Origin of the sequence: Synechococcus sp. W60.3 (assembly GCF_047502615.1) — a bacterium.
Taxonomy (GTDB): Bacteria; Cyanobacteriota; Cyanobacteriia; order Thermostichales; family Thermostichaceae; genus Thermostichus.
This window is the reverse complement of record NZ_JANSHJ010000010.1, coordinates 1-13,547: the sequence shown is the minus strand read 5'-3', so window position 1 is coordinate 13,547 and position 13,547 is coordinate 1. Positions and strand designations below refer to the sequence as shown.

The following is a 13,547-nucleotide window of genomic DNA, read 5'->3' as shown; positions in this document are numbered from 1 at the left end:
GTAGCGAGGATGGCGGTTATCCCAAGTGAGGGTAGAGCGGAAAACGGCGGCAGAGCTGAGCAACCCGCTGACGACAGTCTTCAAGAACGCCTGGATCCTCCGGTCGGAACAGGCAATCGGCAATGATCTCCCCGATTTCCTCGAATTCTGCCGGCCCTAGGCCGCGGGTGGTCAAGGCCGGGGATCCCAGACGCAGGCCGCTGGCCACAAGGGGCGGCTGCGGATCGAAGGGGATGGCGTTTTTGTTGGCGGTGATGTGGATCTCGTCCATCAGGCGATCCGCCCGCTTGCCCGTCATCACGGGATCTGCTGCCCCGTTTTTCTCCAGCACCGCCGAGACCGAGCGCAGGTCCAACAACATCAGGTGGTTGTCGGTGCCCCCCGAAACCAAGCGGATGCCACGCCGCTGCAGAGTCGCCGCCAGCGCCTGGGCATTGGCGATTACCTGGGCTGAGTACTGGACAAAGCTGGGCTGCAGCGCTTCCCCAAAGGCCACCGCCTTGCCGGCAATGACATGCTCTAGCGGCCCACCCTGGCTGCCGGGGAACACCGCCTTGTCCAGCTTTTTGCCCAGTTCCGGGTCGCGGGTGAGAATCAGGCCCCCGCGTGGCCCCCGCAGCGTCTTGTGGGTAGTGGTAGTTACCACATCGCAGATGGGCACGGGGTTGGGGTGGTGCCCAGTGGCCACCAGGCCGGCAATGTGGGCGATATCTGCCATCAGATAGGCCCCCACCTCGTCGGCAATAGCACGGAAAGCGGCAAAGTCAATGACCCGAGGATAGGCCGAATAGCCGCAGATGATGAGCTTGGGCCGGTGCTGCAGGGCCAGATCCCGCACCTGGTCAAAATCGATCCGCTCCGTCTTGGGGTCCACGCCATAGTGCACTACGCGGAACCACTTGCCGGAGACATTGACTGGCGAGCCATGGGTAAGGTGGCCACCGTGGGCGAGATCCATGCCCATGATCGTGTCTCCCGGCTGCAGCAGGGCCAGGAAAACGGCAAAGTTGGCCTGGGCGCCGGAGTGAGGCTGCACATTGGCGTGGGCTGCTCCAAACAGTTGCTTGGCGCGGTCGATGGCCAGTTGTTCGATCTCGTCGATAAACTCGCAGCCACCGTAGTAGCGCTTGCCGGGCAGCCCCTCCGCATACTTGTTGGTGAGCACCGATCCCTGGGCCGCCAGGACAGCCGGCGAGGTGAAGTTCTCGCTGGCAATCATCTCCAGGTGATCCCGCTGCCGCTTCAGCTCCTGCTGAATCAGGCGGTAAACGAGGGGATCCGTTTCCGCCAGGATGGCCAGGTTGTCCCGGGGGGTGGTCAAGCTTTGGGGAGCGGCTACCATGGTGACACCAAAAGCAAACGTTGCCGACAAAAAAAGCCCAGCAGCGCCCTGCCGTCGCAACAGTCCTACGGAGCAACATCGTAACACAGGGGGGCTAGGCCAGGGGATCCCCAGGGGCCAGAGGAGGCTTTGTAAAGAATGTTTTTCGGCCCTGGGTCTGGCCGCCGGCCAAGGTAAAGTGGGGGGCAGGGTTTTAGGGAGTTGGCTATGACCGACGCACAGGTTTTCACTATCCTGGCCATTGCCCTAGTGCCGGCAGTGATGGCCGTGCTCCTGGGATCCGCCCTGGCTCGCAGCTAGTTTTCAGCAAAAGGCTGCTCTGCAGGACCTACCCCTGGGTAGGCCCTTTTTAGTGGTCAAATGGGTGAGTGTTGCCATTGGCTAAAGTTGGATAAGAGACACTACCGGTAGCCAGCCCGGAAGCAGCTTGACCCAGGTGGATCTCCAGCGAGTTCAGCGCGCCCTTTCTCTAGAAGCAGAGGTGGGGTTTACCGACCTGCGAGGGCGAGAGCAAACCTTTTCCCAATTTCTGCAGAGCGTGTTTGCACAGGATCCCCCCCCTGTCTGGAAGCTGGATGGGGAAGAGCGACGGCGCTGGCGGGAACTGGGATCCCGCTATCGCCTCTACCCCCAGCTAGAGCTGTCGGAGCGGCAGCACCTGGTGGCAGAAACCCGTCGCTGGCTGGAGCGTCTCCGGCGGCAGCAAGAACAAGCCCACTTCGCCCCACCCAGCCCTGCTTTGCCCCCGCCCAAGGGCCTCAGCTTGGAGCAGCCTCTGCAATTTCTCAAAGGCATTGGCCCCAAGTCAGCGGAGAAGCTGGCGCAACTGGGCCTGCATACTGTGCGCGATGCCCTCTACTACTTCCCCCGGGATCACCTGGACTATTCCCGCCGGGTGCTCATCCGCCAGGCCAAGGTGGGGGAGACCGTTACCCTGGTGGGGACGGTGAAAAGCTGCAGCTGCTTCACCAGCCCCAAGAACCCCTTGCTGACCATCTTGAACCTCAAGATTGCCGACAAAAGCGGCATAGTCACCCTCAGCCGCTTCTACAGCGGGCGGCAATTTGCCCAGCGCAGTTGGCAGGCGGCCCTGGAGCGGCAATACCCCAAAGGGGCAGTGGTGGCGGCCAGCGGCCTGGTGAAAAAGGGCCGCTTGGGCCTGACGCTGGACAACCCGCAACTGGAGGTGCTGGGGGGAGAGGGCGAGGATCCGGAGAGATTGGGCAAGATTCTACCCGTTTACCCCCTTTCAGAAGGGATCCCCGCCGATCTGGTGCGCAAGGCCGTCCAGCTCGCCCTGCCGGCAGCTGCCTTGGTGGAGGATCCCTTGCCGGAGCCCCTGAAGCGGCAGTTGCAGCTGTTGGACTTGCCCCTTGCCCTGCAGCAGATCCACTTTCCCAAGACGCAAGAGCTGCTGGCCCAGGCCCGGCGGCGGCTGGTGTTCGATGAGTTCTTCTACCTGCAACTTAGCCTCTTGCAGCGGCGGCAGCGCTACCGCGCCCAAGCTCAGGCTGTCCCCCGCTACCAGCCGGCCAGAGGAGAGCTCTTGGACCGCTTCTACCAAATCCTGCCCTTCCAGCTGACCGCTGCCCAGCAGCGGGCCATTGACGAGATCCTGGCGGATCTGCGGGATCCCTTGCCCATGAACCGCCTGCTGCAGGGGGATGTGGGATCCGGCAAAACTGTGGTGGCGGTGGCGGCCTTGCTGGCGGCGATTCAATCCGGCTGGCAGGCGGCCCTCATGGCCCCCACCGAGGTCTTGGCCGAGCAGCACTACCGCAAGCTGGTGGAGTGGCTGAGCCAACTGCAAGTGCCCGTTGAACTCTTGACCGGCTCCACCCCCCCCGCCAAGCGGCGCGAGATCCTGCGGCAGTTGCAGACCGGGGAGCTGCCCCTAGTTGTTGGTACCCATGCCCTCATCCAGCCGGCGGTGCAGTTTCGCAACCTGGGCTTGGTGGTTATCGACGAGCAGCACCGCTTTGGCGTCGAACAGCGGGCTGCCCTGCAACAGAAAGGGGATCACCCCGATGTCCTGACCATGACGGCCACCCCCATCCCCCGCACCCTTACCCTGGCCCTGCACGGGGATCTGGATGTTACCCAAATTGACGAGTTGCCCCCGGGGCGCAAGCCGGTGCATACGGTGGTGGCTCGACCCGGGGATCGCCTGCAGGTGGTGCGGCTGATGGAGCGGGAAATTGCCCAGGGACGGCAGGCCTACGTGGTGCTGCCCCTGATTGAGGAGTCTGAGAAGCTGGATCTCAAGTCCGCCATTGAAGAGCACCAGCGCCTGCAGGAGAAGGTCTTCCCCCAGTTCCGGGTGGGCCTGCTGCACGGGCGCCTAACTAGCAGCGAGAAAGAGGCTGTCATCGAAGCCTTTCGCCGGCGGGAGCTGGATATCCTCGTCTCCACCACAGTGGTGGAAGTAGGGGTGGATGTGCCCAACGCCTCGGTGATGCTGGTGGAGCATGCCGAGCGCTTTGGCCTCTCCCAGCTCCACCAACTGCGGGGGCGGGTGGGGCGGGGATCCGACCAGGCCTACTGCATTCTAATGACGGGATCCCAAAGCGAAGAGGCCCTGCGCCGGCTAAAAGTCCTGGAGCAGTCCCACGATGGCTTTTTCATTGCCGAGATGGACCTGCGCTTCCGCGGCCCTGGGGAGGTGATGGGCACCCGCCAGTCGGGGCTGCCCGACTTTGCCCTGGCCAGCCTCATGGACGACCAAGAGGTGCTGCAGTTGGCCCGCCAGGCGGCCGAGCAGCTCATTGCCCAAGACCCGGAGCTGCAGCAGTGGCCCCGCCTGCGCCGCATACTGGAAGAACGCCAGGCCCGCCTGTTGGGGCCGGCTTTGTTGACGTGACATACTCCCGTCCCTCACCCTAAAGCGCTCCGCGCCGCTGACGCGAACGGGTAGAGGGCGGGCTTCTCGGTGACTCCTGCTACCGCATAGGACGTTTTCCGAGCTTTAAGAACAGGATGCCCCACCGCTCTGGATTTGATTACCCTTGCCGAGTTGTGGTCCCGTGACAGCCTTAGCCCACAGTAGGGGCAATCGTGCCACCTTTCGTGGAGTTTTTTGGGAACCACCTGACCACACCCGGAACACTCTTGACTTGTGCCGTTTGGATTCACTGCAATCGTTAACAGCCCAGCTCTTTCAGCCTTGACCTTAAGGATTTGCAGGAATTGTCCCCACCCGGCATCATAAATAGACTTGGCTAGTCTGGTTCTAGCCAGACCCCCAATAGTAAGCGCCTCATGAGCAATGTGCTTCCCCCTACTTAACAACTCCTTTGCCGTCTTGTAGTGAAAATCTTTGCGCTGGTTGGCTACCTTCTGGTGCGCTTTGGACAACCTCTTTACCGCTTTCTTGTAGCGGTTTGACCCTTTCTTTTTCCGGGATACGGCCCTTTGCAGCCGCCTCAGCTTCTTCTCCGTCCGGCGATACAGTCTGTTAAGGGCTCAAGGGGTACAATAGCAGCACTTAGCAAACCAACTTCGGAAGGAGGATGGATTGATCAGTAGTAAAGAAGTCTTCACTATCTGCTCCATGCTATATTTCCCAATTCTGCAAAGCTGCCGAATAAAATGCTTCAACACCGACCACATCATCTCAATGGGATTCAACTCCGGCGCATACACAGGCAGGTATAGGATTCGTGCTCCTGTCCCCCTAATCAATTCCTCAACTTCCCGACTCTTGTGGATATTTAAATCCTTCCTCGCATCTAGCTTCGGACATAGCTCGCTTCTCAAAAACTCCAAAAAGTCTCCTTTCTTCATCCCACCCTTGATGACACGACAGCCAACTACACCTCTCAAGGAAATAGCTCCAATAACCGTATACTTTTCACCCTTGTATCTCTGACGATAATGATAAGCCCTTTGACCACGTAAACTCCGAGATACTCTCCGCTCCATTCCCTCCCAGACTCCCGTCTGGTCGATGGCAATCAAATCCTCCGCTGGAATATTCCTGACTTCTTGACTATAAGCTAGTCGTTCCCTTTGCACCTCCTCTTCTTTGACTTTTGCACTGCGGTAGGTCTTTTTTTTAGAGTCATTCCTTGCTTTTTCAAGAAATTATGTATTGTGACGATGCTTACATTGATTCCTAAGCGCTCGCGCAACAGTTCTTGATACTGCCACAGGTAGAAGTCTGGGTGTTCTGTAATAATTGCCATCACTTCCTGCCGATGTTGTTCCAAAATGCCCACTCGCTTGGTGCCTGCTTTCTTAGGGGCTAAATCTTGAGTTTGTTGGTACTGTCGCACCCAGCGGTGTACTGTTCTTTTGGTCACCATGAAGCGTTTAGCTACCTGGCGGATGGAGGTGTTACCTGCCTGGTAGGCTGCTACAACTCTTTGCCGCAAATCCAAAGAATGAGTCGGCATTCCTTTCTCTCCTTCCTCTTGAATACCTGTACCCTATTTTAAATTAAAAGGCTGTACTTTTCGTCGGGGAAAGAGAATCGGCTCATCAGGGCACTGTCAATCGGCAGCGAGCTTGCTATTATACATTGACCTCACTGAATCCATTTTTTGTGCTCTTGGATACAGAGATCCCATCTGTCCCGGTAACGGGAGGGATCGCCTGGCGGAGCTGCGCTCGGCAAACCTGGCTTACTGCCTCTTGGCTTAGTTGCCGGCCAGATCTTTGCGGAAGCTCTGTAAGAGTGTTAAGAATGATTACACTAGTCTGTCATCCTCTCAGTTTTCCCACTTGTCCTTCTCAGCGCTGTGAAACGACTATGCTAGATCCCATTCCCCCTCCTGTCCTTGAAGAATACCTGTTGGAAGCGGGCATCATTGACCGCTCGCAGCTGAGCTTGGCCAAAAAGCTGCAGCATCGCCAGCAGGGGCCGCTGCTGATGATCCTTTTGGAGCTGAGTTTCATCGATCTCGAGCAGCTCAGGCGCCTTCTGGATTTGGGCCGCACCTACGACCATGCTCCAAACGCTGGATAGCCTTGAGCCCGATTGGCAACAGCATCTGGCCCGCTGGTCTGCGGCTGGGCAGGGATCCCTGCTGCTGAAAAGTTGCGGGAAGAAGGATCCGGCGGAGCTGCGTCGTTTTTTACAGCAGGTCTGCGCCCCTGTCCAAGCGTTGACCTTGCTCACAGAAGACTTGCAGATAGTGGGCGGCCCCCTGACGCTGCAAAGCTGGGATCCGCAGGCCACAGGCTCTTTTGCCCATCTTTATCTGGAGCGCTCTGCGTCTGCACAGCACCTCAGCCGCTTGGCGGCAATTGTGGCTCAGTTGCGCGCCCCCGACGGCTGTCCTTGGGATCGCGCCCAAACGCCTGAGTCGCTCACTCCCTATATCCTCGAAGAAGCCTACGAGACGGTGGCGGCCATTCGGGCCGGGGATCCGGCAGCGATTGCCGAAGAGCTGGGGGATCTGTTGCTGCAGGTGGTGTTGCAATCCCAGATCTTTGCCGAGCGAAACCACTTCGACCTGGAAACTGTAGCCGCGCGGATTGCCGATAAGCTGATCCGCCGTCACCCCCATGTATTTGGGGAGGCTCCGCAGTCAGATAGTTCCAGCCTTTCTGAGTTGCACCGCTCCTGGGAAGACATCAAGCAGAAGGAACAGCCGCAGCAAACCCTCGGCCAGAAACTGCTCCACTACGCCGAAAGTTTGCCCCCCCTGATGGCCGCCCTGAAGATCTCCCAAAAGGTGGTGGGAGCAGGATTTGAGTGGCCGACGGTGGAGGGGATCTGGGCCAAGGTGCGCGAGGAAGAGGCCGAACTGCGCCGAGAGCTGGAACGGGATCCCCCTGACCCGGCGCGACAAGAAGCCGAGTTGGGGGATCTGCTGTTTGCTCTGGTCAATTTGGGCCGTTGGTATGGGCTGGATGCCGCACAGGCCTTGACCCAAACCAACCTGCGCTTTGCCCGCCGCTTTTTGCGCCTGGAAGAGCTGGCGCGGCAACCAGCAGAAGCGGCATTGCCTAGCAGCGGCCAAGCCTCCCCTCTCCAAAGACTCACCCTCGCGGAGTTAGAGGCCCTCTGGCAACAGGCAAAGCAGGAGCACCCCTAATCCCTTCATCTAGAAACCGCAGGAGACCCGCCCTGTACCCCCCTATATCCCCTCCGTATACGGGGGGAGTGGGGGGCCGGGGGCCGGGCCGGTCAGGGCTGGGAGGAATGCGTTCCCATAAGGTACAGTAACAGTATGACCCAAACCCTGACTATCTCCTGCAAGCTCAAGGTGTCTGAGGCGCAGGCCGCCAAGTTGGATGCGACTCTGGACGCCTTTGCGCAGGCACTGAACTGGGTCAACCAAAGCACACCAGAGAAAGTCGTTAACGCAGTCAAACTCCATTCCCTTTGCTATTACGAGATACGCGCTCGCTTTGGGTTATCCAGTAATCTGGCGGGGCAGGTATGCAAGCGGGTGGCGGGGTCGCGCAAGGTTGCCAAGCAAAAGAACCGTCCAGTCAAGGCGTTCAAGGCGGGCTTCGTCACCTACGATGCCCGCATCTTCTCGTTCCGTGAAAAAGACTGGACGGTATCGCTAACTACGGTTGAGGGGCAGGAACGGTTTGAGCTGGCCATGGGTAACTACCAACGGGGCATGCTGGCCGGCACCCACCCAAAAGCGGCCACCCTGGTCAAACGGCAGGACGGTTCCTACTACATCCAGATTTGCGTCGAGCATACCTGCCGGAGCCCCAGAACACCCCCAAGGCGATTGGAGTGGACTTGGGCAGAACAGATATTGCACACACCTCAGAGGGGGATAACTGGAGTGGACAGCAGTTGAGCCGGGTCAGAGACCACTACTCCCGGTTGAGAGCGGTTCTCCAACGCAAGGCCAGTAAGGGCACAAGGTCTAGTCGGCGGCGGTGCCGGCAGCTCTTGCAACGGTTGTCTGGCCGGGAGAGACGCTTCCAAACCTGGGTTAATCACTGCATCTCCAAAGCGATTGTGTCGAGGGTGCAGGCAACCCACAGCTTTATTGCCTTGGAAGACCTGACCGGGATCCGGGAGCGTGTCAACCAACAGCCGCGTAGCAAGACGGAGCGCCGGCGGTCGAATAGTTGGGCGTTCTACCAGTTGCGGCAGTTTGTGCAGTACAAGGCAGCAAGAGCAGGGATCCGGGTTGTGTTGGTGCCGCCTGCCTACAGCTCACAGACCTGCCACCAGTGCCTGTGGATTGGGCAACGGGAAAGGAAGCGCTTCCGTTGTGTCAACCCGGCTTGTGGTTGGGAAGGGGACGCAGACTACAACGGGGCAAATGTAATTGCGCTTTTGGGGGCTGCTGTAAACCCCCCACCCCCCCCCCCCCCCTGCCCCCGTTATCGGGGGGGCAGGGGGGCAGGGGCAGGGGGCTGGAAGGGGGGCGGTCGGAGCCGGGTAGTTTACTTATGTCTGAACCGGGAGACCTGCCCGCGGGATCCCTCAGCGATTGTTAGGCAAATTCTGGATGGGAACGACCAGCTCTTGCACAGGCAGAGCCAGCGGTTGGGCGGTGTCGCCGATCAAGGAGCTGGATGGCACAGGAGGAGAAGAGGCTGGAACCTCGCCGACGGGGCGCAGTTGCCAGCGGATGATCTGCTCGCCGCGGTAAAAGGTCACCAGCAACTGATCCCCTTGCGGTTGGATCTGCCAGGTGCCGTCGCCGCTGGTAACCGAAATCTGCCCGCCGGAAAAGGGCGCATCCAACGCCGGCCCCGACTGCGTCCAAATGCGTCCGCCACCGGTTTCCAGAACCAGTTGCACCGTGGCCCCTTGCCCCTGACCGCTCAAGATCTGGCCAGTGCCACTCCAAACTTGGGTCTCTGTCTGAGCCACGGCGGGCTGCCCAAGCTGTAGAGCCATGAGCAACAGCCCTGCCCAGCTCCCCTGAGCTCGTAGTGCCCTCCTCCAACCAGGAGAGAGGAAAGAATAGCGAGAGAAAAAGGCCATTGCACTCACGTCAGTACCACACGCCGCGATAGAACTGAAACACAGGAGAGCGGGAGGAAGCTCGAGGAAGCAATTTTTTACACTGTCCCTCTCACAGTCTATCGAAACCGTCGGGATCCCTTCGCGTTCTCTTGGGCTTGGGTTGAGCTGGCTGCCGGGATCCTCAGTTGTCCTGATCCCAATTTAGGCAATCCCCGCCCCCCCAGACAGGCTGCAACCTGAGCCTCTGGCTGCGGGGATCCCTAGCAACCGCTTCGCCAATGCGCAGAGCCAAGTTCGAAACCATAACTCAAAGATGGCAATGTTGTTATTTCGATTTAGACTGAGGCACTGCGCCCGCCCCGTTTCCTCTTTTGAGGGAGTCGTGGGGGCTTTTCCTTTCTAGGATCGATGTCTCCTCTCAATTGAGATGAGATTAAGAATTGCTGCGATCCAGAGTTGCAGGGGAGTCTGCTGACAGCTCTTCAACGCAGAGAAAGGAAGCGCTCCAGGGCTGCCACCATCGCCGGTGGCCAACGACGGACGGTTTTCACCCACTCCAGGTCGGCATAGCGGGGATCCAGCCCTTGCACAGCCACCCATTGGCTTTCTGCTTCTCCCTGCCGGCCTTGCACCCAAAGAACAGCGCTGAGGGCAGCCCGCATATCCGGGAACTTCGGGTACTTGCGCACCAAAGCCCGCATCAGGCGCAAGGCAGCTTCCGTTTCTCCCACCTGATAAAGGCAGAGGGCGTAGTTGGCCTGGGCAAAGGCGTAGTCAGGAGCCAGCTCCGTGGCGCGACGGTAATCGGCCAGGGCCTGCTGCCACTCTCCCAGCGCTGCCTCGGCATTGCCCCGGTTGTTGTAGGCTGCCGCATCGTTGGGATCCAACTGCAACACCCGCTCGTAATCGGCAATGGCCTCCTGCCAGCGCCCTAGCCCCTCCAAAGCCGTCCCCCGATTTAGATAGGGATCTGGTGCGTTGGGAGCCAGGCGAATGGCCTCAGCATAGTCCTCCAAAGCCTCCTGCAAGCGGTTCTGGCTGACGCGGGCGTTGCCTCGGTTGCTCCACAGGGCCGGGTTGTCGGGCTGGCGCTGCAACAATTGGCTCCAAAAGGCCTCTGCCCGGGCAAAATCTCCCCGGTTGGTGGCAGCAAAGGCTTCCTCAAACAGCCGGTCAATCTCAGGATCGATCTTGGCACTCGCCGCCGCTGCCCCATTCGCTGACTCAGATCCAAGGGGGATCCCAAGCCAAAGCAGCACCAACAGCAGGGCAGCTAAAAGAGGGGATACTCTTGCCTTCATCGCCATTGCCAGTTGGCTCACTAGGTAGATGCTCCCCCATCTTAAGCCGCCGCCCCAGGCTTAGTTGTTCATCTCCCGTTCCAGCTTGGCCAGCGCGATCTGGCTTTCCAGGCGAGAAATGCCTTCGCGGAGGGTTGCCGCCTGCGCTTCAACTTCATCCAAAGATTTGCGAACCGCCTCTGCAGCACTCATGTGTTGGTTCCGCTGCACCAAAGCCTGGCGCGCCAGCTCGTCCTGGTCATGTTGGCTGGCCTTTTGGGCTCTGACAAACCAATCCTCGGCCTTTTGCAGCAGTTGATCGTACTGCCGTTCCAGTTGCTTGCGGCTGGCCAGCGTTGTGGCCAGGCTGCGCTGCAGTTGTTTGAGATCCCGCTCCATCTGGCGGATGCTCACCCTCTGCCGGCTGGGCTTTCTCCACAGCAGCTTGCTCAAGCCCACCATCACCACCGCGGTGGCAATGCCCACGCCCGCAGCCGCTGCCGGGTTTTCCCGCAGGAAGGAGCCGTCCAAAACGTTGGATCCCGCAAAGGCTGAGGTTTGCGCGGCTGTCTCCCGAAACTCCCAGGGCATCACCGGATTGCGTTGCTGCCAAAAACCTCGTCGCGCCGCCTGGGCCAATTCTTGAGCTTCCAAGTAGCGCTCCCGGTTGGCCCCGTACAAAAAGCGCTCATAAACCACCGCCTGCCCCTGGCGCAACATCTCCAAATTCACCAAACCCTCGGCGTTGTACACCTGGGCAATGTGCAGCCCTTCTGGCGTGACGTAGAGAGTATCCACCTGCACCAGGGATCCCGGCGGCAGCAGGCTTTGCAAAGCTTCCTGCGAGAGCCGCCCCCAGCGCCCTTGCGTCAGCTCTGGGGCATCCACATAGGCAAGACGAAAACGGGTTGGCCTGCCGTTCAAGTCTGCCCAAAAGGTGTCCCCATCCACCACCGACCGTACTCGCGCTGTCCCAGAAGATTGGGCCGCTGCAGGGAGGACAAACCAACTGCCCGAAAGGACAGCCGCCATCATCAGGAGAGAAGTTCTTGAGGCCATGGGGATCACTCCTATTGTGCAGAACAACAAAAGTTAAGAAATAATAAGAAATGGGGAAGCTGCGGGAACTTACCGAAAGCCTGGAGCGTCTTCACGAACCGGAAGCAAGAACGATAGCCGCCCCTTCTTCGAGGAGAGGCAGCGGGAGCAACACTTCGCTTGCGCCAGAGAGAGCAGATTCTCTGACGCAGGGATCGGTCCTGTGAAGAAGACGGCTTCCAGGATGACAATTTGGGTTAGAGTTTAGCTCACCTCTTGGGGCAACGTCACAACCCTAGAGCGCAATCTTTGCCCAGTTAGGGGATTGGAATTACAGGCGCAAGCGGTAGGGCTCTTCCTCGGGAAAATCGGGCAGAGGAGGTGGGAGAATCTCGATCTCGCCGGTGGGCAGCGTCCGCAGCACCGTCCCCAATTGGGTCAGTTGTTCCAGAACAAACTGGCGGGTATCCCGGTCGCTGGTGGCATTGAACACGCTCAGCCAGACATCGAAGCGGGAACGGCGGCTGAGGGGGCTGCGGGCGATGTTGTCCCCCAGTTGGCGAAAGTCGTCGCCGGGCAGGCCCACCTGTTCCCGCCAGGCGGCAGCTTGGTAGTAGTCGCGGCGGCCCGCTTCCGCATCCCCCAAAAACATGAAGTTGATCAAGGCGCGATCCACGTAGAGCCGCCAGGCGTCGGGATTGTTTTGGGGGTTAAACTGCTGCAGGCCGCGATCCAAAATCTCGACAGCTTTTTCCGGCTGGCCGGCCCGATAGGCCAACACCAAGCTAGACAGCCGGTAGCCCAAGAAAAAGTTGGGATCCAGTCGCAGCATGTGGTCGAAGTACTCGTAGGCGAGGCCGTAGCCGGTTTGGGCACGAGCAGGGGCGTCGCCGTAGTACTGGATCAGCTCCAGCCACAGCCAGGAGGCGCCCAGGTTGCGGTAGCCCAGCCAGCCCAGGGTGGTGGCCAGGGCGATGTTGCGGTTTTTGCGGGCCTCGGCATTTTCCAGGGCCTCTAGGTTGATCCGCTCCAGCATCGGCACCTGCAGCCGCACCACCAGGATCCCGCACAGCAGCGCCCCGCCCACGGCGGCCAGGGTGCCTGCCAGGGAGAAACGGGAGCGGCGACGGGGCAAAGCAGCAGCAGTCATAGCCAGTTCTGAGCGGATCCCTCAACGGCTACACTCAATCATAAATTCATCCTGCCTTTGCATCGACCGCTCTCTCGCTCTCTGTTGAGCTTTTCCTCTGCGTATGACCAGATCCGCCCTCTCGGCTGCAGACCGGGCCCTCAGCCTCTACGAGGCTCTGCCCTACCCCAACGTGCCCCTCTCGCAGTCGGCCCGCAATGCCCTGGGGGAGATGTTCAAGATGAGCTATACCACCGCCCAGTACCTACGCACCCACGCCCTCGTCCCGTCCGAGGGCAAGGTGATGCTCAACGCCGGCTGTGGCTCCGGCTGGGAGACGCTGATGATGGCGGAGGCCAATCCGGGCGCCCAGATCGTGGCCTGTGATCTGTCGCCGGCTTCGGTCAAGCTCACCGAGGAACGCCTGCGGCACCACGGCTTCACCGATGTCCAGTGCTACGTCCTCAACGTGCTGGAGCTGGATCGCCTGGGGATCCAGTTCGATTTCATCAGCCTGAACGATGTTTTGTATTTGTTGGCGGATCCCACTGAGGGCTTGCGGGCGATGAAAAAAGTCCTCAAGCCCGAGGGCATCATTCGCGCCAATCTCCACAGCCGCCGCCAACGCCAGGTGTTTCTCCGCCTGCAGGCAGCTTTGCAAAAGGTGGGGCAATTCGACGTCCCGCCGGCGGTGGGGGCGCAACATGTGCGGGAGTTCATGGGATCCCTGCAGGAAGAGGTGGCCAAGGCGGTGCTGTGGAACCCGGCCAGCTATACCGAAGATGCCGCCATCATGAACAACTATCTGCTCTGATACATTTACGCTGAACACTGCTGAGCATTACTGCTCAGCGGTGAAGCGAT

General features: G+C 59.7%; 12 protein-coding genes and 1 pseudogene. 6 read left to right on the top strand and 7 right to left on the bottom strand.

The features are described 5' to 3' along the window. Positions 1-16: 16 nt before the first annotated feature. On the bottom strand, positions 17-1,342 hold the full coding sequence (glyA, locus tag NW846_RS05185) for a serine hydroxymethyltransferase (protein WP_414346828.1): 1,326 nt from the start codon (positions 1,340-1,342) through the stop codon (positions 17-19). A 207-nt stretch (positions 1,343-1,549) separates the two neighbouring features. Here glyA and psaM point away from each other — a divergent pair, with 207 nt between their 5' ends. Together psaM and recG are read left to right on the top strand one after the other, a co-directional pair. After that, positions 1,550-1,642: a photosystem I reaction center subunit XII gene (psaM, locus tag NW846_RS05180; RefSeq protein ID WP_414332959.1), complete on the top strand. Its 93-nt coding sequence runs from the start codon at positions 1,550-1,552 to the stop codon at positions 1,640-1,642. Between the two features lie 136 nt (positions 1,643-1,778). After that, positions 1,779-4,202 (top strand): ATP-dependent DNA helicase RecG, encoded by a 2,424-nt coding sequence (gene recG, locus NW846_RS05175; protein WP_414346842.1) that lies wholly within the window; start codon positions 1,779-1,781, stop codon positions 4,200-4,202. A 14-nt stretch (positions 4,203-4,216) separates the two neighbouring features. On the opposite strand, the gene NW846_RS05170 is transcribed toward recG, so the two are convergent. Further along, on the bottom strand, positions 4,217-4,792 hold the full coding sequence (locus NW846_RS05170) for an RNA-guided endonuclease InsQ/TnpB family protein (RefSeq protein WP_228375518.1): 576 nt from the start codon (positions 4,790-4,792) through the stop codon (positions 4,217-4,219). Between the two features lie 12 nt (positions 4,793-4,804). After that, a protein-coding gene (locus NW846_RS05165) for an IS630 family transposase (RefSeq protein ID WP_414515494.1) occupies positions 4,805-5,736 on the bottom strand; the annotation gives its coding sequence in 2 pieces (ribosomal slippage) (positions 4,805-5,400 and positions 5,400-5,736; 933 coding nt in all). Positions 5,737-6,092: 356 nt separating this feature from the next. Between NW846_RS05165 and NW846_RS05160 the strand changes: the two genes are divergently transcribed. From NW846_RS05160 to NW846_RS05150, 3 genes and pseudogenes are all read left to right on the top strand, one after another. Then, positions 6,093-6,308 carry a DUF2949 domain-containing protein gene (locus NW846_RS05160; RefSeq protein ID WP_041438447.1) on the top strand — a complete coding sequence of 72 codons (216 nt, stop codon included), beginning with the start codon at positions 6,093-6,095 and terminating at the stop codon, positions 6,306-6,308. Continuing rightward, complete coding sequence (gene mazG / locus NW846_RS05155; protein WP_099813021.1) at positions 6,289-7,383, top strand: nucleoside triphosphate pyrophosphohydrolase; 1,095 nt, start codon at positions 6,289-6,291, stop codon at positions 7,381-7,383. Before NW846_RS05160 ends, mazG begins: the two co-directional genes overlap by 20 nt. Before the next feature lie 135 nt (positions 7,384-7,518). Then, positions 7,519-8,630 (top strand): annotated as a pseudogene (locus tag NW846_RS05150) (RNA-guided endonuclease InsQ/TnpB family protein); the annotation flags it as partial. A gap of 117 nt (positions 8,631-8,747) precedes the next feature. Here NW846_RS05150 and NW846_RS05145 read toward each other — a convergent pair. The 4 genes from NW846_RS05145 to NW846_RS05130 form a co-directional block, all read right to left on the bottom strand. Beyond that, a complete protein-coding gene (locus tag NW846_RS05145) occupies positions 8,748-9,140 on the bottom strand; it encodes a hypothetical protein (RefSeq protein WP_143596971.1) in 393 nt (130 codons plus the stop codon). A gap of 578 nt (positions 9,141-9,718) precedes the next feature. Beyond that, the gene (locus NW846_RS05140) at positions 9,719-10,537 is read right to left on the bottom strand and encodes a tetratricopeptide repeat protein (RefSeq protein ID WP_011430823.1); all 819 of its coding nucleotides are present in this window, start codon (positions 10,535-10,537) and stop codon (positions 9,719-9,721) included. A 60-nt stretch (positions 10,538-10,597) separates the two neighbouring features. Beyond that, positions 10,598-11,575: a PspA/IM30 family protein gene (locus NW846_RS05135; RefSeq protein WP_011430822.1), complete on the bottom strand. Its 978-nt coding sequence runs from the start codon at positions 11,573-11,575 to the stop codon at positions 10,598-10,600. A gap of 310 nt (positions 11,576-11,885) precedes the next feature. Next, entirely contained in the window at positions 11,886-12,704 is an 819-nt protein-coding gene (locus tag NW846_RS05130; RefSeq protein ID WP_011430821.1) for a hypothetical protein, read from the bottom strand. Between the two features lie 103 nt (positions 12,705-12,807). On the opposite strand from NW846_RS05130, the gene NW846_RS05125 reads away from it, so the two are divergent. Beyond that, positions 12,808-13,497, top strand: coding sequence for a class I SAM-dependent methyltransferase (locus NW846_RS05125; protein ID WP_240530959.1), 690 nt, complete (start codon positions 12,808-12,810; stop codon positions 13,495-13,497). The last annotated feature ends 50 nt before the right edge of the window (positions 13,498-13,547 follow it).